A 20,537-nucleotide genomic window follows, 5' to 3' on the forward strand; every position below is an offset into this window, starting at 1 on the left:
CGGCTTCGACTACGCCACCGGCGATGCCGCCTGCTTCGTGGCCTGCGACCTGCAGGACCCGCCTGACGCCCTCCCGCGCATGCTGGCGGCGCTGCAGCCCCCGGTGGAGATCGTGTGGGCGGTGCGCAACACCCGCCAGGACCCGCTGGGCTCGCGCCTCTCCTCGCGCCTGTTCTACGGGCTGGCGCGGCTGCTGGTCAGCCGCAACCTGGCGCCCTCCGGCTCCAGCATGTTCCTGCTGGGCCCGCAGGCGCTGAACATCGTGCGCCGGCACCATGAGCGCAACCTGATGCTCGACGGCGTGCTCTCCACCATGGCGGTCGTCCAGGCGCAGGTGCCTTACGAGCGCCAGGCCCGCCAGGCGGGCCGCAGCAAGTGGACCCTGGGCAAGAAACTCAAGACCTTCGCCGACTTCTTCGTGGGCTACTCCTACGCGCCCCTGCGCTTCATGTCGTACCTGGGCATGCTGGTGGCGGTGCTGGGCTTCCTCTATGCGCTGGTGGTGCTGGTCGACCGGCTCTTCTTCGCCCAACTGGTGCAGGGCTGGACCTCGCTCATGCTGGTGGTGCTGATCCTGGGGGGCCTGAACATGATGATGCTGGGCATCATCGGCGAGTACCTGTGGCGGACGCTGGACGAGGCCCGCGGCCGTCCCCGCTACGTCCTGGAGACCACGCTGAACGTCGCTTCCCCGGCGCCGGCGGCGCAGGCTTCGGGCCCGGCGGGAGGAGCGCGGCCATGAAGCTGGAGGGCAGCCGCATCCTCATCACCGGGGGCGCCGGCCTGGTGGGCTCGCACATCGCCGACCAGGTGGCTGGGCGCGCCCGCGAAGTCATCGTGCTCGACAACTTCGTGCGCGGCCGCCGCGAGAACCTGCTCCCGGCCCTGGCCTCGGGGAAGGTGCGCATCGTCGAGGGCGACATCCGCGACCGCAAGCGGCTGGCCGAAGTCATGGCTGGCGTGGATGTCCTCTTCCACCAGGCCGCCATCCGCATCACCCAGTGCGCCGCCGAGCCCCGCCTCGCCCTGGAGGTGATGGCCGACGGCACCTACAACGTGCTGGAGGCCGCCGTCGCCGCCCAGGTCAAGCGCGTGGTGGCGGCTTCTTCGGCCTCGGTCTACGGCCTGGCCGAGCAATTCCCCACCCCCGAGCGCCATCATCCCTACAACGACAGCACCCTCTACGGCGCCACCAAGAGCTTCAACGAAGGCCTGCTGCGCGCCTTCCACGAGATGTACGGCCTCGACTACGTGGCCCTGCGCTACTTCAACGTCTATGGGCCGCGCATGGACCTCCACGGGGTCTACACCGAGGTGCTGATCCGCTGGATGGAGCGCATCGCCGCCGGCCAGCCCCCGCTGATCTTCGGCGACGGCCGCCAGACCATGGACTTCATCTACATCGAGGACGTCGCCCGGGCCAACCTGCTGGCCGCGGAATCGGCCGTCGACGGGGAGGTGTTCAACGTGGCCAGCGGCGTGGAGACCAGCCTGCAGGAGCTGGCCGCCACCCTGCTGCGGGTGATGGGCTCCTCGCTCCAGGTGGAATACGCGGCCGAGCGCAAGGTCAGCCCCGTGGCCCGCCGCCTGGCCGACACCCGCGCCGCGCGCGAGCGCCTCGGCTTCGCCGCTCAGGTCCCCCTGGAAGAGGGCCTGCGGCGGCTGGTAGCGTGGTATCAGGAAGAACGCCGTGCCGAAAAAAAAGACTAGAACGTCCTCGCCTGAAGCTCCGGCGCTGCTGCCGGTGGCCCGCCCCCTGACCGGGGAGCGCGAGGCCCGCGCCGTCCGCCGCCCCCTGCTCTCCGGGTGGCTGACGCAGGGGCCGGAGGTGGCCGCCTTCGAGCGCGAGTTCGCCGCCTACGTGGGCGCGCCCCACGCCTGCGCCGTCGCCAGTTGCACCGTCGCGCTGCACCTGGCGCTGAAAGCGGTGGGGGTGGGCCCGGGCGGTGAGGTCATCACCGCCAGCCACTCCTTCATCGCCACCGCCAACGCCGTCCGCTACTGCGGCGCGCTGCCCGTCTTCGTGGACATCCAGCCGGAGACTTACAACCTCGATCCCAAGCTGATCGAGCGCGTCATCACCCCCCGCACCCGCGCCATCCTGTGCGTGCACCAGATCGGCATGCCCTGCGACCTGGCCGCTATCCTGGAGATCGCCGGCCGCCACCGGCTGCCGGTGGTCGAGGACGCCGCCTGCGCCGCCGGCAGCGAGATCCGCTGGCAGGGAAAGTGGGAGAAGATCGGCCGCCCCCGCGGCGACATCGCCTGCTTCTCCTTCCACCCGCGCAAGCTCCTCACCACCGGGGACGGGGGCATGCTGACCACCCGCAACCCGGAGTTCGACCGCCGCTTCCGGCTGTGGCGGCAGCACGGCATGAGCGTCCCCGACACCGTCCGCCACGGCGCCCGCCAGGTCATCTTCGAGGACTACGCCGAGCTGGGCTACAACTACCGCATGACCGACATCCAGGCGGCGGTGGGGCGCGAGCAGCTCCAGCGGCTGCCCGCCATCCTGGCCCGCCGGCGCAAGCTGGCCGCCGCCTACCGCCGGCGGCTGGCCTCCATCCCCGGCCTGGGGCTGCCGGCGCAGCCTGCCTGGGCCCGCAGCAACTGGCAGAGCTACTGCGTCCGCCTGCCCGCAGGCCGCGAGCAGCGCCAGGTCATGCAGGCCATGCTGGAGGAGGGCATCTCCACCCGCCGCGCCGTCATGTGTGCCCACCGCGAGCCCGCCTACCGCACCGAACCCTGGTCCTGCGGCCTGTCCCGGGAGCAGTGCGGCTGCCCCCCCGGCTCCTGCCGCCGCCTGGCGGAGAGCGAACGCGCCCAGGACCAAGCCATCGTCCTGCCGCTCTTCCACCAGATGGGCCTGCGGGAGGTGGAGCGGGTGGTCGCGGCTTTGCTCCGAGCCTGCCGCTGACGGTCCTCCCTGGGGGAGCTTGTTGCCTACCCGGTAACGATGCTGTTGGTCCGCCCTCGGCCTTCGGGCCGTGTCCAAAAGGAACCGAAGTCGCCAAGTCTTGAACCCTTTGCATCAACACCACAATGGGTTGTGGTCTTGTACCGCTCCCAGTACAGAATATTGACGTAAGAGCCCCAAAACCGACGCCCATTTCCGCCTAAACCCCCCAAAAACCGGAAGAAAGACCTAAGACCTGCTTGACACTCGAAGGAGTAACCTTGGTATAACTCGCATCTAGAAAGTTCGCCCCCCGAGAAAGCGGAGGATTCTCTACTCCGCCCACTGAAAAAGGCCATCTCCCGCCCGTGGAGCGGGGAGTTATATCTGTGGAAAGGGCTGCGCTTCTATGGCCGAGTCGCGTGAGGTGATGAACATCCGCCAGGCTTCGCAGTACCTGGGGGTGAGTCCGGACACGCTCTACAAGTACGTATACGAGGAGAAGATCCCGGCCTTCAAACTGGGCAACCGCTGGAAGTTCAAGAAGACCATCCTGGACTCCTGGATGGAGCGCAAGAGCACCCTGGGCGAAGGACGGGGCAAAAAGAAACCCAAAGCGGCGCGCGCAATGGCGACGCACTGAGGCGCAAACATGGGCTTGTTTGGTGGTGGAAAAACGATCGTCGGCCTGGACATCGGCTCCAGCAGCATCAAGGCCGTCGAGCTGAAGAAGGCGAAGGGCGGGATCGAGGTGGCGCACCTGGGCATCGAGCCTCTGGCCAGCGACATCGTGGTCGACTCCATGATCGTCGACAGCGGCAGCGTCTCCAGCGCCATTACCAAGATCTTCAATGAGAACAACATCAAGGCCAAGCAAGTGGCCACCTCGGTCAGCGGCCACTCCGTGATCGTCAAGAAGATCCCGGTGGCCACCATGAGCGAGGCCGAACTGGCCGAGAGCATCAACACCGAGGCCGCCCAGCACATCCCCTTCGACGTCAACGACGTCAACATCGACTACCAGATCCTTTCCGAGGACCTGAGCGGCCCCCAGATGGACGTGCTGCTGGTGGCGGTGAAGAAGGACAAGATCCTCAACTACACCAACGTCCTGTCGCTGGCCGGGAAGGCCCCGGCGGTGGTGGACATCGACGCCTTCGCCCTGCAGAACTGCTACGAGTACAACTACGAGCCCGCTCCCGGCTCCACCGCCGCCCTGCTCAACCTGGGCGCCAGCGTGATGAACATCAACATCGTCAAGGGCTCCACTCCCTTGTTCACCCGCGACGTCAGCGTGGGCGGCAACCAGTACACCGACTCGCTGCAGAAGGAACTCGACCTCAGCTTCGACGATGCCGAGGCCCTCAAGCTGGGCAAGAAGGTGGGCACGGTCAGCGAAGACGCCAAGATGCCCATCCTGCAGCAGGTGACCGAGATCATCGTGTTGGAGATCCAGAAGACCTTCGATTTCTTCCGGGCCACCGCCAGCGGCGAGCACATCGAACGCATCTACCTGGCGGGCGGCTCCTCCAAGGTTCCGGGGCTGACGGAAGCGCTGCGGCAGGAATTTTCCCTGCCGGTGGAGCTGTTGAATCCCTTCCAGCGCATCAGCTACGCCCCTAACCTGCCGTCGGCGGAACTCATCGAGGAAAACGCGGGACAACTCGCGGTGGCTGTGGGATTAGCCCTTAGGAGCTTTGAAGAATGATCCGCATCAACCTTTTGGGCGTCACCAAACCGAAGAAGGGCAAGCGCGCTCCCGCGATGGCCATGGAGGGAGCGGAGGGCGGCCGCGGCGGCCTGTTCGTGGGGCTGATCCTGCTGGGCCTGTTCGCCGCCGGCAACTACTACTACTACCACCGTCTGGACTCGCAGACCACCGCGCTCAACCAGCAGTTGGCCCACGAGCGGGCCGAGGGCCAGCGGCTGGCCGACGTCAAGGCCAAGTGGGAGGAGAAAGAGGCCCAGTACGAGAACGCCCAGCGCCGGGTCTGCATCATCAACGACCTCAAGTCGGCACAGACCGGGCCCGTCACCCTGCTCACCCAGGTGGCGGACACGGTCAACATGACCGACGGCGTGTGGCTGCGCTCCATGCAGGACCAGGGCGGCGCCATCGAGCTCAAGGGCAACGGGCTGAGCGTGCACGCCATCGCCAACTTCATGGCCGACCTGCAGAAGTCCGGGGCCTTTACCCGGGTCGAGATCAAAGAGGCCTTCCAGGACGAGAGCGTGAAGGACATGCAGGTCTTCGTCTTCACCCTGGACTGCGACAAGGCCCCACCGGCCCCGCAGCCGGGACAGCAGGGACAGCAGCAACAGGCCGAATGCGCCAAGCTGCTGCAGAAATCTTAAGGTTGGGACGGTCACTATGAAAATGTCAGCCGGAGCGCAGATTGGGATCTTCCTCCTGATCGCCGTGCTTGGGACGGGGGCCTGGTACTGGTTCCTGGATCGGCCGGTCATGGACATCAACGCCAAGCTGCAGAGCGACATCGCCGCCAAGCAGGCGGAGAACGCCCAGCTCCGGCAGTACGAGCCCAAGCTGGCGCAGCTCACTCAGTTGATCGCTGGCCTGCAGCAGCAACTGGAGATCGAGAAGAAGATCGTTCCTGACACCAAGGACGCCGACCAGTTCATGCACCTCATCCAGGACAACGCCTCCGGAGCCGGCATCGACGTGCGCGGCCTGGAAGCGCAGACGGTCAACGACAAGGGCTTCTACAGCGAGGTCCCCTTCAACCTGCAGATCGACGGCAGCTTCTACGGGGTGCTGAGCTTCCTGGAGGCCATGTCCAAGTCGGAACGCATCGTCAACATCTCCAACCTGCAGATGGCCTCCGTCAAGACGCCGGTGGACGCCAAGGCCAAGCGGAGCGGCTACGAGTACGGACCCAACGAGAGCGTGATCGCGACCTGCGTCGCCACCACCTTCTACAGTCACGAGGCTGCGCCCGCCCCCAAGGGCGGCAAGCCCGGGGCGGGCGGGGCAGGGGTGCGCAGGTAAGGCAGCTAGGGGAACCAACTTATGAAGACGCTGAAAATCCTTGTGGTGCTTCTGGTGGCGGGGAGCGTAGCCCTGGCCGAGCCTTCCCCCAAGCAGAAGACGGGCAGCAAGACGGCCAAGCCGGCCGCCCCGGCGCCTGCGGCCAAGACCCCGTCGCCCAAGCCGGCCCAGCATGCGCGGACCAGTCCCATGGTTCCCAAGCATCACGCCGCCAAGCCCGCGCCTGCGGCCGAGACCGCGCACGTGGCGCCGCCGGCGGGGCGCGGCAAGCGCGATCCCTTCGTCAGCCCGGTGATCGCCCGCGGGCCCGGACCCGGACCCTGCGCCGGCGGCAAGCGCTGCCTGGCCATCGACCAGTTGGAGGTCCACGGGGTGGTGAAAGGGCCGCGGGGCTGGATCGCCATCGTCGAGAACCCCGCCAAGAAGACCTACTTCCTGAACGACAACGACGAGCTGTATGACGGCTCGGTGGTCAAGATCACGGGGGACTCGGTCATCTTCAAGCAGAACGTGCTGGACGCGATGGGGCATACCTCCACGCGCCAGATCGAGAAGAAGCTCGTGCCCGGACCCGCGGCGTAGCCGCTGGCGAGGGCAGCAAGGTCGTCTGGGACCGTGGGCCGAACCTGGGATGCAGTTTCGCCGCGAGGCGAGGGGCTAATTCATCGGCGGGATGGAACCCGCCGCGCACGCACCGGACAGAGTGCCGAGGCGTGAGGAGAGATCAGATGAGGCTAAAGCATACGCTGGGGATTCTCTTACCGCTGCTCCTGCTGGGCTCGGCGGCAGCGGCTGCCGGTACGCACCTGACGAACGTGGGCGTGGTTCAGCAGAACGGCGCCACCATCGTCACCCTTTCCGCGTCCGGCGCCTTCACGCACACCGAGTATCGTCCCTCGGAGAACCTCCTGCTGGTGGATCTGGCGGGGGTTTCGGCCGACCAGCTGGACGGACAGGCGCGCACGCTGAACGCTCCGGGAGTGGTGTCGTACCGCATCCTGGGCTATCGCGGCGCCACCGGCTCCGACGTGGCGCGGCTGGAGCTCACCCTGGCTCCCGGCACCGAAGTCCACCTGAGCGAGAGCGAGGGTGGCTTGGCGGTGCGCCTGCAGCCCACGGCGGCTGCCGCTACGGGTGTGCCCGCGGTGACCGCCACCCACGCCAAGCGCCCGGCGGCTCCAGTCTCCGCTCCCAGCGCGGACCCGGCCTCGGCCTCGGCGGCGGCGAAGACCATCACCATCCGCAAGCTGGCGATGGTCCGCGGCCAGAGCGGCATGGATCTCGAGATCACCGCCACCGGCCCCCTGGCCCCCAGGGTCAGCAAGCTGACCGGGCCCGACCGCCTGGTGCTGGATGTCCCCAACGCCGTCCCTGCGGCCGCGCGCACCCTCCCCGTGCATAGCGACACGGTCAAGGACGTGCGCATGGCGCGCTTCCAGAGCAAGCCGCCGGTGACCCGCATCGTGGTGGACCTGGCCCACGCCCAGGACTATTCCCTGGTGCCGGAAGGCAATCGCCTGACCGTGCAACTGCACGCGCCAGGCAGCATTGCCAGTGAGCCGGCGAACAGCGCCCCGGCGACTGCGGCGGACGCGGTTCCTGCGGCCAGCGCCCCGGCGGCAGAAGCGGCACCGGCCAGCCCGCCGGCGCCCGCTGCCACGGAAGCGGCGGGGCCCGCTGCCCCGACGACCGCCGCGGCGGCAGCCACCGACAAGAAGGCCAGCGACTTCCTCTTTGTCGAACCCACCTTCCAGAACAAGGCGGAAGGCTCCGACAGCAAGCCCGCTCCGGTGGACCCGCCGGCGCGTGCGGTGGACGCTGCCGCCAAGTTCGCCACTCCGCAGCCGGAGATCCCGCTGAGCGCCAACGCCAGCATGAGTCCGCAGCCGGCCATGAACCTGGCCCTGCAGCAGCAGACCCAGGCGGCGGCCGGCGGGACCACCCCGGCTGCCAAGCCCCGCTACACGGGGGAACCCATCTCCGTCAACCTGAAGGACGTGGACATCAAGGACTTCTTCCGCCTGATCCACGACATCAGTGGGCTCAACGTGGTGCTGGATCCTGCGGTGCACGGCCAGCTCACCATCGTGCTCGACGATGTGCCCTGGGACCAGGCCTTGGACATCGTGCTGCAGAACAACGGCCTTGACCGGCAGTTGGAGGGCAACGTTCTGCGCATCGCCACCGTCGACACCCTGCGCCGGGAAGCCGACGCCAAGCGCGCCCAGATCGAGGCCCAGCGCCTGGCCGTGGACACGGTCACGGTCACCCGCTTCCTCAGCTACGCCCATGCTGAGGACGTGGTGCCCACCATCAAGAAGTTCCTCTCCCAGCGCGGCGACCTGGTGGCCGACAAGCGCACCAACGCCCTCATCATCTCCGACATCCCCTCGGTCTTCCCGCAGGTGGATGCCCTGCTGGCCAAGCTGGACCGCAAGACCCAGGAGGTAGAGATCGAGGCCCGGGTGGTCGCCGCTACCCGCAGCTTCGCCCGCGACATCGGCACCCAGTTGGGCTTCGGCTGGGGCAACGGGGTCAGCGCTGTGGGCGGCGCCAGTTCAGTCGGCTCCTCCCCCATCACCGTGACCGGGCTGAGTCCCTCCTACATCACGACCGGCGCGGGCGGCACGAGCGGCTCCTCCATCCCGCTGTTCAGCAACCTGCCCGCCGGCACCGGCACCAACCCGGCCACCAGCGGCCTCAGCTTCCTCAACGCCACCAACAACTACCGCCTGGACTTCATTCTCACCATGGCGGAGACGCGCGGCTTGCTGAAGATCCTGTCGCGGCCCCGCGTGGTCACCCAGAACAACATCCAGGCGGTGGTCAAGCAGGGCGTGCGCGTGCCCATCGTGACCGCGGCCCAGTTGGGCGGGCCGCCCACCGTCACCTACGTGGACGCCTTCCTGCGCCTTACGGTGACCCCGCAGATCACCGCGGAGAACACCATCTTCCTGAACGTGGACGTGGAAAACACCACCCCCGACTTCAGCCGCACGATTTCGGGCAACCCCACCTTGGTGACCCAGCAGGCGACCACGCAGGTGCTGATCACCGACGGTGGTACGGTGGTGATCGGCGGCGTGATTCAGACCCAGAACTCGGTCAACATCAGCCAGGTGCCGCTGCTGGGCAACATCCCGGTCTTCGGCAACGTCTTCAAGCGGCGCACGGTCACTACCTCGACCCAGGAGCTGATCTTCTTCATCACCCCGAAGATCATCCAGACCTAGGCGGGGCGCCCGCGCCCTTCCCCTCCACCCCGCGGGGAATCACCCCCGCGGGGTTTTCTTGTCTACACTAGGAGGCCATGGACTACCCACGCCGCCAGGCTGCGCTCCGCCACGCCATGCAGCTCTGCCGTACCTCGGGGCTGCTGGTCACGCATCTGGCCAACATTCGCTACCTGTGCGGCTTCACCGGCAGCGCCGGCGTCCTCGCCTGCAAGCGGGAGCACTCCCCTGGGGGAGGCAAACTGGCCTTCTTCACCGATGGCCGCTACGCCGAGCAAGCCCGCGAAGAGGTCCAGGGCGTACGCGTCTGCATCGCCAAGGGCTCGGCCCTGGCGGCGGCCATGTCGTGGCTGGACGGGGTGAGTCCCATCGGCGTCGAGGCCGAGCACATGAGCCTCGCCCAGCGCGAGGCGGCGGCCGCCGGCAAGCGCCCGCGCTCGCGCCTCAAGCCGCTCGCCGGCTTCGTGGAGCGTCTGCGCATGGTCAAGGAGGAGGAAGAGGTGGAGCAGATCGAGGCGGCGGTGGTGCTGGCCTCCAGCCTGTTCGAGGGCCTGCTCCCCTCCATCCTTCCCGGGGTGGCCGAGTCCCGGGTGGCGGCCGAGCTGGAGTACGCCGCGCGGCGCGCCGGCGCCCAGGGGATGTCCTTTGAGACCATCCTGGCGGCGGGCGCGCGCTCCTCCCTCCCCCACGGCCGGGCTTCCTCGCAACCTATTCCAAACAAGGGATTTGTCGTCCTCGACTTCGGTGTTATACTTTCCGGCTATTGTTCAGATATGACCCGCACTCTGTACCTGGGCAAGCCCACGCCGCGGGCCCTGGGGATGTACGAGGCGGTGCGGGAGGCGCAGCAGGCTGCTGTGCAAGAGGTACGGCCAGGGGTCCTGGCGGGGCAGGTGGATGCGGCCGCCCGCCGGGTGCTGCAGCGCTCCGGCTGGGGCAGATACTTCACCCATTCCACCGGGCACGGGGTGGGGCTGGAGATCCACGAGCCGCCGCGCCTGGGGAGGGGCGAGAAAGAGCCGCTCCAGGCCGGCATGGTGATCACGGTGGAGCCCGGCGTCTATGTCCCCGGCGAGGGTGGGGTTCGCATTGAGGATATGGTGGCGGTCACCACCGAGGGCTGCCGGGTGCTGACCCCGACCACCAAGGAACTGATTACGCTGTAGGCGCGTCATACCCAGGGCTTCCGCCACATACCCGACAATGAACCAAAAAGAGCTGAAAGAACTCATCGAGTTTCTCATCGAGAAAGACATCGCCGAGTTCGAGCTGGAACGCGGCGACGTCAAGGTGCGCATCAAGCGCGGCGCGGCGGAGCAGCCCGAGCCCCGCTACGTCCACCTGCCGGCGGTGCCCGCCGTCCCCGCGCCCGAGTTCCATCCCGTGGCCGCGGCGCTCACTTCCGCGGCCGCTCCCGCGCCGGCCGCAGCCAAGGCGGCGGAGGAAGACGGCCTGCACATGATCAACTCCCCCATCGTGGGCACCTTCTACGAGGCCCCCTCGCCGGGGGCGCCCCCCTTCGTCAAGGCCGGGGACGCGGTCGACGCCGGGCAGGTGCTGTGTATCATCGAAGCCATGAAGCTGATGAACGAGATCGAGTCCGACATCGCCGGCGAGATCGTCAAGAAGCTGGTGAGCAACGGGCAGCCGGTGGAGTACGGCCAGCCCCTGTTCGCCATCCGGCCGCGTGCCTGAGGAGTCCGCGCGGCAGCCTCCTATGTTCAAGAAGATCCTCATCGCGAACCGCGGCGAGATCGCCCTGCGCGTGATCTGCGCCTGCAAGGAGTTGGGCATCAAGACGGTGGCCATCTACAGCGAGGCCGACCGCCACAGCCTGCACGTGCGGTTCGCTGACGAGGCCATCTGCATCGGCCCGCCCCGGCTGGCCGAGAGCTACCTCAACATCCCCGCCGTCATCAGCGCCGCCGAGATCGCCAACGTGGAGGCCATCCATCCCGGCTACGGCCTGCTCAGCGAGAACGCCAACTTCGCTGAGGTCTGCGAGACCTGCCACATCAAGTTCATCGGCCCGCCTCCGTCGGTGACCCGCCTGATGGGCGAGAAGGAGAAGGCGCGCGTGGCCATGAAACAGAGCGGCGTGCCCATCCTGCCCGGCTCCGAGGGGGTGCTGCAGAACGAGAGCGAGGCCCTGGAGTGGGCCCGGCAGATCGGCTTTCCGGTGATCGTGAAGGCCTCGGCGGGAGGCGGGGGGCGCGGCATGCGCGTCATCCGCTCCCAGGGGGAACTTACCAACCTCTTCCTGGCCGCGCAGTCGGAGGCCGCGGCCGCCTTCGGCAACGGCGACCTCTACATGGAGAAGTTCATCGAGCGCCCCCGGCACATCGAATTCCAGGTGCTGGCCGACGCCCACGGCCACGTGGTCAGCCTGGGAGAGCGCGAGTGCTCCATCCAGCGCCGCCACCAGAAGCTGCTGGAGGAGTCGCCCTCGGTGGCGGTCACCCCGGAATTGCGCCGCGAGATCGGCGAGAAGCTGGAGGCCACCCTGGCCCGCATCGGCTACGTCAACGCCGGCACCGTCGAGTTCCTCATGGACGAAGAGCGCAAGCTCCACTTCATCGAGATGAACACCCGCATCCAGGTGGAGCATCCCGTCACCGAGATGGTCACCGGCATCGACCTGGTCAAGTCGCAGGTGCTGCTCGCGGCGGGAGAGAAGCTGGCGGCGGTGCTGCCCGGGAAGATCGAGCATCGCGGCCATGCCCTGGAGTGCCGCATCAACGCCGAGCACCCCGAGAAGTTCACTCCCTCGGCGGGTAAGATCTCGGCCTTCCACGTTCCCGGAGGCACCGGAGTGCGGGTGGATACCGCCGCCTACGCCGAAGGCGTCATCCCGCCCTACTACGACTCCCTCATCGCCAAGCTGATCACCCACGGCAAGGACCGCGAGGAAGCGGTCTCGCGCATGGCCCGCGCCCTGGGGATGTTCATCGTGGAGGGCATCTACACCAGCATCCCCCTGCATCAGCGCATCATGGCCGACGCCGACTTCCGCGCCGGCCGCCTCGACACCAAGTTCATGGAGCGCTTCCTGCAGCCCGCGCCCGAGGCGGTGCCGCGGTGAGCGCCCCCTCGCCTCGCGAGACACAACTGGCGGCTACCGGACTGCTGCCCCGTCTCTACGCCATCGTGGATGCCTCCGCCTTCGCGGAAGAGAAGGATGAAGCCCGGCAAGCGGCCCGCCTTCTCAGCTTCGCCCAGGAATTGCTGGCGGCCGGAGCTACGCTGCTGCAGTATCGCAACAAGACCGGGAATGCGCGGCGTGTGCTGGACGGCGCCCGCGCCTTGCGCCGCCTCAGCGAAGGCAAGGCCCGCCTCCTCCTCAACGACCGCGCCGACCTCTGCCTGGCGGCGGGGTGCGACGGCGTCCATCTCGGCCAGGACGACCTGTCGGCGGAGGGCGCCCGCCGTATCCTCGGAGATCGGCTCTGGGTGGGCGTTTCCGCGCATTCGGTTGAGCAGGTGAAAGAGGCGGACCGTACCCCGGTGGACTATATCGCCGTCGGGCCCGTTTTCGCCACCGCCAGCAAGGAGCGGCCCGACCCGGTGATCGGGCTGGAGGGCGTGCGCTCCGCCCGCAGCGCCACCGGCAAGCCGCTGGTGGCCATCGGGGGCATCACCCGCGCCAACTGCCGCTCTGTGATCGAGGCGGGCGCGGATTCGGTGGCCGTCATCGCCGACCTGCGGGCGGAGCCCCGCCGGGCGGTGGAGGAATTTCTCCGCATCTTGCGGTGATGCGCCTGCCGCAGGCTGCATCTGAAGCAGGAGGAGGTTCGTGAGCACCGACGTCCAAGCCGTGCGCGCCGCCGTTCCCGAGCAGGAGCTGGTCAAAGGCCTGGGCCTGACCAGCGCCACCACCCTGGTCATGGGATCCATGATCGGGTCGGGGATCTTCATCGTCTCCGCCGAGATCGCCCGCGAGGTGAGCTCGCCGGCCCTGCTGCTGGCCGCCTGGCTGGTCACCGGCTTCATGACCATCACCGGCGCCCTGGCCTATGGTGAGCTGGCCGCCATGATGCCCCGCGCCGGCGGCCAATACGTCTTCCTGCGCGAGTCGCTGGGACCGCTCTGGGGCTTCCTCTACGGCTGGACTTTCTTCCTGGTCATCCAGACCGGCACCATCGCCGCCGTGGGGGTCGCCTTCGGCAAGTTCCTGGGTTACTTCTTTCCCTCCGTCTCCTCGAGCAACTGGATCCTGCACTTCTGGAAGGCGCCCGCCATCCACATCGGCCCCATGGTGCTGGGCAACATGGACGTCGGGCTCAATACCCAGAACCTGGTCGCCATCCTGATGGTGGTCTTTCTTTCGGTGTTGAATATCTTCGGGATCAGGCTGGGGGCGCTGGTGCAGAACATCTTCACCATCGCCAAGGCGGCGGCGCTCCTCGGTCTGGTGGCGGTGGGCTTCGCCATCGGGCGCAACCCCCAGGCCATGGCCGCCAACTTCTCCGACTTCTGGCACAACGCCGGCCTGGGCGCCCGTCACCTGCTGCAGGTGGGCAGCGGCGGCCCCATCGTGCTGGTGGGCACCATCGCCATCGTGGCGGTGGCGCAGACGGGCTCGCTGTTCTCCGCCGACGCCTGGAACAACGTCACCTTCACCGCCGCCGAGGTGCGCAATCCCAGGCGCAATCTGCCCCTGGCCCTGGCCCTGGGCACCGGCATCGTCATCGCCCTCTATGTGCTGACCAACGTCGTGTACCTGTACGTTCTGCCCCTGGCGGGCGATCCTAACGGGGCCACCGTACTGGCCCGCGGCATCCAGTACGCCGCCGAGGACCGCGTGGGCACCGCCGCTATGCAGCAGATGTTCGGCTCCGCCGGCGGCGCCCTCATGGCGGTGGCGATCCTCATCTCCACCTTCGGCTGCAACAACGGGCTGATCCTGGCGGGGGCGCGCGTCTACTACGCCATGGCCAAGGACGGCCTTTTCTTCCTGCGCGCGGTGGGCAAGGTCCATCCCCGCTACCACACCCCGGTGGTCTCGCTCATGGTGCAGATGGTGTGGACCTGCGTGCTCTGCCTCTCCGGCAGCTACGGCCAGTTGCTCGACTACATCATCTTCGCGGTGCTGGTCTTTTACATCCTGACCATCGCCGGCCTGTTCGTGCTGCGGCGCACGCATCCGCAGGCCGAGCGCCCGTACAAGGCCTTCGGTTACCCCTTGCTGCCGGGGGTTTATATCCTGATGGCCCTCTACATCGATTTAGTATTATTGCGCTTCAAACCCCAGTACACTTGGCCGGGCTTGATCATTGTGCTGCTCGGCATCCCGGTTTATTTTGTTTGGACCCGGTGGGCAGGGAAGGGGAGCGCGCCTGCCGCGGCGGACTGAAACTCACTGCACTGAAACTCACTGCGAGGAGACCGGATGGCTAACCTGCTGGCAACCAAACCGTTGGACATGCTCATGGCCGAGGCCAAGGACTCGGGCGAACACAGTCTGAAACGCGCCCTGGGACCCATCAACCTGGTCACCCTGGGCATCGGCGCCATCATCGGTGCGGGCATCTTTGTGCTCACCGGCCAGGCCGCGGCGCAGTATGCCGGACCCGCCATCGTCCTCTCCTACGTGCTGGCGGGCCTGGGCTGCGCCTTCGCCGGCCTCTGCTATGCCGAGTTCGCCTCGCTCATCCCCATCGCCGGCTCCGCCTACACCTACGGCTACGCCACCCTGGGCGAGATCTTCGCCTGGATCATCGGCTGGGACCTGATCCTGGAATACGCCTTCGGCGCGGCCACCGTGGCCTCCGGCTGGAGTTCCACCCTGGTGGCCTTCCTCCAGGACTACGGCATCAACCTGCCGCCGCAGATCTGCGACGTCCCCGGCGCCAAGTGGTCCATGGTGGACGGCCGCTGGGGGCCGGACACCACCTTCACCATGGACCAGCTGGCCCGCGCCACCCAGCACGCCAGCACAACCTTCAACCTGGTCGCCTTCCTGGCCATCATCGCGGTGACCATCCTGCTCATCGTCGGCATCCGCGAATCGGCCAACTTCAACACCACCGTCGTCTTCATCAAGCTGATCGCGGTGGTGACCTTCATCGTGGTGGCCGGCGCCTTCGTCATCAAGCATCCCGAGGTCGCGCATCCCAACTGGGCCACTTTCATGCCGGCGAACGCTGGGCGCTTTGGAGCTTTCGGCTGGTCGGGAGTCTTGCGCGCTGCGGGAGTGGTCTTCTTCGCCTATATCGGCTTCGACGCCGTCTCCACCGCCGCGCAGGAAGCCAAGAACCCGCAGAAAGACATGCCCGTCGGCATCCTGGGCTCGCTGCTGATCTGCACCGTCCTGTACCTCCTGGTATCCGGCATCCTCACCGCGACCGTGCATTACACGCGCCTCAACATCGGCGCCCCGGTATCGCTGGCCATCCGCGAGACCGGCATCAAGTGGGGCAGCTATGTGGTCAACGCTGGGGCGCTGGCCGGGCTGAGCACGGTGATGCTGGTCATGCTGCTGGGCCAGTCGCGCGTCTTCTATTCCATGGCCCACGACGGCCTGCTGTGGAAGTGGGCGGGCGAGGTCCATCCCAAGTTCCGCACTCCCTGGAAGTCCACCGCCATCACCGGGGTGTGCGTGGCCACCATCGGTTCGCTGGTGCCCATCGGCTCGCTGGGGCAGATGGTCTCCATCGGGACATTGATGGCCTTCGTCATCGTCTGTGCCGGGGTGTGGGTGATGCGCGTCAAGCGCCCCGATCTGAAGCGGCCCTTCAAGACCCCCTGGGTGCCCTTCGTCCCCATCATGGGCATCGCCATCTCCCTGGCCATGATGCTGGGCCTGAACGGAATCACCTGGCTGCGCCTCCTGATCTGGCTGATCATCGGGATGACCATCTACTTCACCTACGGCGCCCGGCACAGCCGGGTACAGGCCATGAAGAGGGGCGCGCCCGCCGGTGACCAGGCCCCCGCCCAGGCCGACTAGCGGCTCCTGGCGTTTCCGGCCCTCCGCCTGCGCTGGAGGGCCGTTTTCTTTTTCCGCTTGAAACTTGAAACTTGAAACCTGAAACTCGCTGGTGTGAAGGCCCTGCGCAACCTGAAGCTCGTCCTGGCGGCGCTGCTGCTGCTCACCCTGGTGGGCATGGCCGGCTTCCACTACATCGAAGGCTGGCCCTGGTTCGACGGCCTCTACATGACCGTCACCACCTTCACCACCATCGGCTACCAGGAGGTCCACCCGCTCAGCCACGCCGGGCGGGTCTTCAACCTCTTCCTGATCTTCGCCGGGGTGGGCCTGCTGTTCCTCACCATCGGTACCCTCACCCAGGCTTTGTTAGAATTCGAGCTGACCAGCTTCTTCGGCAGGAGACGCATGGAACGCGAGATCGGCCGGCTCTCCGACCACTACATCCTCTGCGGCGCCGGGCGGGTAGGCCGCAGCGCCGCCCGCGAGCTCATCCGCCGCCCCGCCCCCTTCGTCATCATCGAGCAGAACGAGGACAAGGTCGCGCACGTGGGCGCGGGCGAGTGGCTCACCCTGATCGGCGACGCCACCCAGGAGAGCGTGCTGCGCCAGGCGCAGATCGAGCGCGCGCGTGGCCTGGTGGCCGCCACCACCACCGACGCGACCAACATTTACATCGTGCTCACCGCTCGCGCCCTGAATCCCAAGCTGCGCATCCTGGCGCGCGCCAGCGAAGAAGACGCGGAGAAGCACCTGCTCACCGCCGGCGCCGACTCCGTCATCTCCCCCTACACCTTCGCCGGCCACCGCATCGCGCAGAGCTTCCTGCGCCCCAACGTGCTCGACTTCCTCGACATCGCCACCGCCCGCAAGGGCAAGCTCGGCCTGGAGATCGAGGAGGTCTTCGTGGAGCGGGCCTCGCGCTTCGCCGGCGCGACCATCGAAGGCTCGCGCATCCGCCAGGAGATGGGCGTGATCGTGCTCGCCATCAAGCGCGGCGAAAGCATGCGCTTCAACCCCTCCCCCGAGGACGCCATCGAGCAGGGCGACTACCTCATCGTGATGGGCGAGCGCGCCAACCTGGACCGGCTGGAAGAGACGGCCGCCGCCCCGCGATGAAGATCGTCACTGCCGACGAGATGCGCTCGATCGATCGCCTCACCAGCGAGCGCTTCGGCGTGCCCTCGCTCACCCTGATGGAGAACGCCGGCTCCGCCGTGGCCGCGTTCGTCCTCGAGGGGTATCCGGGTGCGAAGACCATCGGCGTGATCTGCGGCAAAGGCAACAACGGCGGCGACGGCTTCGTCTGTGCCCGCCGCCTGCGCGCGGCCGGGAAGAAGGTCTCAGTCCTGCTGCTGGCCGCGCCCGCAGAACTGCGCGGCGACGCTGCCGCCATGTTCAAGAAGATGGGCATCAAGCCGGTGGCGGCACGCGAGGAGAAGCACCTGGCGGCTCCGGCCGCGCAGCGCGTCTTCGGCTGCGACCTCCTGGTGGATGCCCTGCTGGGCACCGGCTTCCAGCCGCCGGTCAAAGGCCTGTACGCCGAGGCCGTCCGGCGGATGTGGGAGTGCGCGCGCGACGGCCGGCACGTGGTCGCGGTGGACATCCCTTCGGGAGCCGACGCCGATCTGCGCACTCCGGTGGACAGGCAGGGGCCGGTCGCTCCCGCCGAGGCCACGGTCAGCTTCACCGCGCCCCGCCCCGCGCACGTCTTCGGTTCCCTGGGCGAGGAGAGTGCGGTCGCGGTCTCGCCCATCGGCTCGCCTCCCGAGGCGATCGAGTCGGAGCTGGATCTCGAGGTCATCACCCCCCAGGACATCGCGGGGGCGGTCGCTCCGCGCTCTCCCCAGGCCCACAAGGGCGATTTCGGCCACGTGCTGGTGATCGGCGGCTCGCTGGGCAAAGCGGGGGCGGCGGCCATGGCCGGCATGGCGGCGCTGCGCGCGGGCGCCGGCCTGGTCACGGTCGCCACACCCAAGTCCGTCCTGCCCACGGTCGCCGGCTTCGCGCCGGAGATCATGACCGAGCCCCTGGACGAGACAGATGCAGGTACGATCTCGCTGCGCGCCCTGGAGTACGGCCGCATGGACGGGCTCATTCAGGGGAAGGACGTGCTGGCCATCGGCCCCGGCATCTCGCGCCACCCCGAGACCGCGCAGTTGGTGCGCACCGTCGTGACCCAGGCGGAGCTGCCGGTGGTACTCGATGCCGACGGTCTCAACGCCTTTGAGAAGCACCCCGAGGAGCTGGATGGCCGCAACCGTACTCTGGTGCTCACTCCCCATCCCGGCGAGATGGCGCGGCTGGCGGGTATCTCCACCGAGCAGGTGCAGCGGGACCGCCTGGGCGTGGCCCGCCGCTTCGCGCAAGGGCACCATTGCATAGTCGTGCTGAAGGGACATCGCACCATCGTCGCTTTTCCCGACGGCCGCGCCTGGATCAATCCCACCGGCAATCCTGGCATGGCGACCGGCGGCACCGGCGACATCCTGACCGGCCTGATCGCCGGGCTCGTTCCCCAGGGAGGCAAAGCGGCGCCGGCGCTACCTGCCCTCGCCGGCGTCTACCTGCACGGCCTGGCCGGCGACCTGGCGGCGGAGCGCCTGGGCCAGCACTCGCTGGTCGCCTCCTCGCTGCTCAAGTTCCTGCCCGATGCCTTCCTGCTCGCGCGCCGGCTGGCGCGGTCGAAGTTCGCCTGGGTCCAGCTCGGCGCCCAACCCAGCCGCCTGCTCGCGCGATGAAGAAGGAATTCAGCACGCACTCCGCCGAGGAGACGGTCGCGCTGGGGCGCCGTCTGGCCGCGGACCTCCAGCCGCCGCGACTGGTCCTGCTGCGCGGTGAGTTGGGGGCAGGGAAGACCACGCTCATCAAGGGCATCGCCGAGGGCTTCGACGCCGCCCGCCAGGACCAGGTCACCAGCCCCACCTTCACCCTGGTGCACGAGTACCGCTCGCCCCGGGTGAACGTCTATCACGTGGATCTCTACCGCGTGGACACGCCGCGCGAGCTGGAGACTCTTGGGCTGGACGATCTCTTCGCCGACAACGCCGTCCTGCTCATCGAGTGGGGAGAGAAGTTCGAGCGCTTCCGCCGCGAGCGCGATGTCGAGATCGCCCTGGAGCGCACCGGCGAGAACGAAAGAAAGATCGTCTTCACCGCCGAGCACGCAGGGAACGCAGAGACGATAAGATCAAAACAGAAGAAGCATTGAGTCTCTCGTTCTCTGCGTTCCCTGCGACCTCTGCGGTGAAATCATTCGCTTGGATTGGGAGGGAGCTATGCGATCGAAGGACCGGCTGGAGGATGAGGAACTGGAAGCCATCGCGGAGCGGCTGCTGCGCGCTCCCGACGCTCCCTGGCACGCGCAGCGCCAGGCGGCCGGCACCCAGGCCGTGGTGATCCGCGCGCGCGGGGGCGTGGACGTCTGCACCCTCGCCGCCGAAGGCGGGCGGTTGAGCGGCGCCGAGGCCGCGGCCGCCGCCGACTTCATCGCCCACGCTCCCGGCGACATCGACCGCCTGCTGCGCGAACGCAAACTCCTGCTGCACAAGATCCGGTACCTGAATGCGGCGCTGGGAAGCAAGAGGTAGCTGGGATTGATTCATTGACGATTGAACCGCAACGGCTGCCGACCGCCTTCCAATCGTCAAGGTCTCAATCGTCAATCGTCAATGTTCAGAACCCCATGATGTTGTAGCCGCAGTCGACGTAGACGACCTCGCCGGTGATGCCGCTGGCCGCGTCCGAGGCCAGGAAGACCGCGGTCTTGCCCACCTCGTCCACCTCCACGTTGCGCTGCAGGGGAGCGCGCTCGACGTGTCCCTTCAGCATGTCGCCGAAACCGGAGATGCCGCGCGCGGCCAGCGTCTTGATGGGCCCGGCGGAGATGGCGTTCACCCGGATCTTGCGCTTGCCCAGGTCGAAGGCCAGGTAGCGCACCGAAGCCTCCAGCGCCGCCTTGGCCACCCCCATCACGTTGTAGCGTGGCACCACCTTCTCCGCGCCGTAGTAGGTCAGGGTGAGGATGGAGCCGCCGTCGGTCATCAGCGGCGCCGCCGCCCGCGCCAGCGCTACCAGCGAGTACACGCTGACGTCGTGGGCGACGCGGAAGCCCTCGCGGCTGGTAGCCAGGAACTCGCCCGCGAGCTCGGCCGCGGGCGCGAAGGCGATGCTGTGCACCAGCGCGTCCAGCTTGCCGTAGCGCTCCTGGAGCTGGGCGAAGAGGCGGTCGATCTCCTCGTCGCGGGAGACGTCGCACATGAAGGCCTCGGCCCCGGGCAGGGCGGTGATCAGGTCCTTGGCCTCCTGCTCCAGCCGCTGGTTCTGGTAGGTGATGGCCAGGCGCGCGCCCGCCTGCTGCATCTGCTGGGCGATGGCCCAGGCGATGCTGCGCTTGTTGGCCACTCCGAAGACCACCGCCGTCTTGCCTTCCAGGCTGCCTGCCATGCGGGTTCCTTCCTTCAGGCTGGGGAT

At 67.7% G+C, this 20,537-nt stretch carries 20 protein-coding genes; 19 read left to right on the plus strand and 1 reads right to left on the minus strand.

The features are described from left to right. From VEG08_05155 to VEG08_05245, 19 genes are all read left to right on the plus strand, one after another. On the plus strand, nt 1-742 hold a 742-nt coding region (locus tag VEG08_05155), incomplete at its 5' end, for a hypothetical protein (GenBank protein ID HXZ27371.1). Beyond that, nucleotides 739-1,710 (plus strand): NAD-dependent epimerase/dehydratase family protein, encoded by a 972-nt coding sequence (locus tag VEG08_05160; protein HXZ27372.1) that lies wholly within the window; start codon nt 739-741, stop codon nt 1,708-1,710. The genes VEG08_05155 and VEG08_05160, both read left to right, overlap by 4 nt. After that, entirely contained in the window at nt 1,691-2,917 is a 1,227-nt protein-coding gene (locus VEG08_05165) for a DegT/DnrJ/EryC1/StrS family aminotransferase (GenBank protein ID HXZ27373.1), read from the plus strand. Before VEG08_05160 ends, VEG08_05165 begins: the two co-directional genes overlap by 20 nt. Before the next feature lie 388 nt (nt 2,918-3,305). Continuing rightward, complete coding sequence (locus tag VEG08_05170; GenBank protein HXZ27374.1) at nt 3,306-3,539, plus strand: helix-turn-helix domain-containing protein; 234 nt, start codon at nt 3,306-3,308, stop codon at nt 3,537-3,539. A gap of 9 nt (nt 3,540-3,548) precedes the next feature. Continuing rightward, nucleotides 3,549-4,604 carry a type IV pilus assembly protein PilM gene (pilM, locus tag VEG08_05175; protein ID HXZ27375.1) on the plus strand — a complete coding sequence of 352 codons (1,056 nt, stop codon included), beginning with the start codon at nt 3,549-3,551 and terminating at the stop codon, nt 4,602-4,604. Continuing rightward, nucleotides 4,601-5,251, plus strand: coding sequence for a PilN domain-containing protein (locus VEG08_05180; protein ID HXZ27376.1), 651 nt, complete (start codon nt 4,601-4,603; stop codon nt 5,249-5,251). The genes pilM and VEG08_05180 overlap by 4 nt, the downstream gene beginning before the upstream one ends. Nucleotides 5,252-5,267: 16 nt before the next feature. Then, nucleotides 5,268-5,903, plus strand: a complete 636-nt coding sequence (pilO, locus tag VEG08_05185) for a type 4a pilus biogenesis protein PilO (protein HXZ27377.1) — start codon at nt 5,268-5,270, stop codon at nt 5,901-5,903. Between the two features lie 21 nt (nt 5,904-5,924). Continuing rightward, entirely contained in the window at nt 5,925-6,485 is a 561-nt protein-coding gene (locus tag VEG08_05190) for a hypothetical protein (protein ID HXZ27378.1), read from the plus strand. Nucleotides 6,486-6,631: 146 nt separating this feature from the next. Further along, nucleotides 6,632-9,136: a type IV pilus secretin PilQ gene (gene pilQ / locus VEG08_05195; GenBank protein HXZ27379.1), complete on the plus strand. Its 2,505-nt coding sequence runs from the start codon at nt 6,632-6,634 to the stop codon at nt 9,134-9,136. Nucleotides 9,137-9,213: 77 nt separating this feature from the next. Then, nucleotides 9,214-10,302 carry an aminopeptidase P family protein gene (locus VEG08_05200; GenBank protein ID HXZ27380.1) on the plus strand — a complete coding sequence of 363 codons (1,089 nt, stop codon included), beginning with the start codon at nt 9,214-9,216 and terminating at the stop codon, nt 10,300-10,302. 37 nt (nt 10,303-10,339) lie between these two features. Continuing rightward, on the plus strand, nt 10,340-10,831 hold the full coding sequence (gene accB / locus VEG08_05205; protein HXZ27381.1) for an acetyl-CoA carboxylase biotin carboxyl carrier protein: 492 nt from the start codon (nt 10,340-10,342) through the stop codon (nt 10,829-10,831). A gap of 22 nt (nt 10,832-10,853) precedes the next feature. Then, complete coding sequence (gene accC / locus VEG08_05210; GenBank protein ID HXZ27382.1) at nt 10,854-12,218, plus strand: acetyl-CoA carboxylase biotin carboxylase subunit; 1,365 nt, start codon at nt 10,854-10,856, stop codon at nt 12,216-12,218. Then, nucleotides 12,215-12,889 carry a thiamine phosphate synthase gene (gene thiE / locus VEG08_05215; protein HXZ27383.1) on the plus strand — a complete coding sequence of 225 codons (675 nt, stop codon included), beginning with the start codon at nt 12,215-12,217 and terminating at the stop codon, nt 12,887-12,889. Before accC ends, thiE begins: the two co-directional genes overlap by 4 nt. A gap of 40 nt (nt 12,890-12,929) precedes the next feature. Then, on the plus strand, nt 12,930-14,489 hold the full coding sequence (locus VEG08_05220) for an amino acid permease (protein ID HXZ27384.1): 1,560 nt from the start codon (nt 12,930-12,932) through the stop codon (nt 14,487-14,489). Nucleotides 14,490-14,525: 36 nt separating this feature from the next. Continuing rightward, nucleotides 14,526-16,085, plus strand: a complete 1,560-nt coding sequence (locus tag VEG08_05225) for an amino acid permease (protein HXZ27385.1) — start codon at nt 14,526-14,528, stop codon at nt 16,083-16,085. A gap of 93 nt (nt 16,086-16,178) precedes the next feature. Next, the gene (locus VEG08_05230) at nt 16,179-17,183 is read left to right on the plus strand and encodes a potassium channel protein (protein ID HXZ27386.1); all 1,005 of its coding nucleotides are present in this window, start codon (nt 16,179-16,181) and stop codon (nt 17,181-17,183) included. After that, entirely contained in the window at nt 17,180-18,805 is a 1,626-nt protein-coding gene (locus VEG08_05235; GenBank protein ID HXZ27387.1) for an NAD(P)H-hydrate dehydratase, read from the plus strand. Before VEG08_05230 ends, VEG08_05235 begins: the two co-directional genes overlap by 4 nt. Beyond that, the gene (gene tsaE, locus VEG08_05240) at nt 18,802-19,275 is read left to right on the plus strand and encodes a tRNA (adenosine(37)-N6)-threonylcarbamoyltransferase complex ATPase subunit type 1 TsaE (protein HXZ27388.1); all 474 of its coding nucleotides are present in this window, start codon (nt 18,802-18,804) and stop codon (nt 19,273-19,275) included. Before VEG08_05235 ends, tsaE begins: the two co-directional genes overlap by 4 nt. Before the next feature lie 67 nt (nt 19,276-19,342). Then, nucleotides 19,343-19,654 carry a hypothetical protein gene (locus VEG08_05245; protein HXZ27389.1) on the plus strand — a complete coding sequence of 104 codons (312 nt, stop codon included), beginning with the start codon at nt 19,343-19,345 and terminating at the stop codon, nt 19,652-19,654. Nucleotides 19,655-19,739: 85 nt separating this feature from the next. Here VEG08_05245 and VEG08_05250 read toward each other — a convergent pair whose 3' ends face one another. Next, entirely contained in the window at nt 19,740-20,510 is a 771-nt protein-coding gene (locus tag VEG08_05250) for an enoyl-ACP reductase (GenBank protein HXZ27390.1), read from the minus strand. Nucleotides 20,511-20,537 lie beyond the last annotated feature (27 nt).

Source organism: Terriglobales bacterium, assembly GCA_035624475.1.
Classification (GTDB): Bacteria; Acidobacteriota; Terriglobia; order Terriglobales; family Acidobacteriaceae; genus DASPRL01.

Coding starts and splice junctions, on each gene's coding strand:
- VEG08_05160 (HXZ27372.1), top strand. CDS start 739: ATGAAGCTGGAGGGCAGCCGCATCCTCATCACCGGGGGCGCCGGCCTG.
- VEG08_05170 (HXZ27374.1), top strand. CDS start 3,306: ATGGCCGAGTCGCGTGAGGTGATGAACATCCGCCAGGCTTCGCAGTAC.
- pilM (HXZ27375.1), top strand. CDS start 3,549: ATGGGCTTGTTTGGTGGTGGAAAAACGATCGTCGGCCTGGACATCGGC.
- VEG08_05180 (HXZ27376.1), top strand. CDS start 4,601: ATGATCCGCATCAACCTTTTGGGCGTCACCAAACCGAAGAAGGGCAAG.
- pilO (HXZ27377.1), top strand. CDS start 5,268: ATGAAAATGTCAGCCGGAGCGCAGATTGGGATCTTCCTCCTGATCGCC.
- VEG08_05190 (HXZ27378.1), top strand. CDS start 5,925: ATGAAGACGCTGAAAATCCTTGTGGTGCTTCTGGTGGCGGGGAGCGTA.
- pilQ (HXZ27379.1), top strand. CDS start 6,632: ATGAGGCTAAAGCATACGCTGGGGATTCTCTTACCGCTGCTCCTGCTG.
- VEG08_05200 (HXZ27380.1), top strand. CDS start 9,214: ATGGACTACCCACGCCGCCAGGCTGCGCTCCGCCACGCCATGCAGCTC.
- accB (HXZ27381.1), top strand. CDS start 10,340: ATGAACCAAAAAGAGCTGAAAGAACTCATCGAGTTTCTCATCGAGAAA.
- accC (HXZ27382.1), top strand. CDS start 10,854: ATGTTCAAGAAGATCCTCATCGCGAACCGCGGCGAGATCGCCCTGCGC.
- VEG08_05225 (HXZ27385.1), top strand. CDS start 14,526: ATGGCTAACCTGCTGGCAACCAAACCGTTGGACATGCTCATGGCCGAG.
- VEG08_05235 (HXZ27387.1), top strand. CDS start 17,180: ATGAAGATCGTCACTGCCGACGAGATGCGCTCGATCGATCGCCTCACC.
- tsaE (HXZ27388.1), top strand. CDS start 18,802: ATGAAGAAGGAATTCAGCACGCACTCCGCCGAGGAGACGGTCGCGCTG.
- VEG08_05245 (HXZ27389.1), top strand. CDS start 19,343: ATGCGATCGAAGGACCGGCTGGAGGATGAGGAACTGGAAGCCATCGCG.
- VEG08_05250 (HXZ27390.1), bottom strand. CDS start 20,510: ATGGCAGGCAGCCTGGAAGGCAAGACGGCGGTGGTCTTCGGAGTGGCC.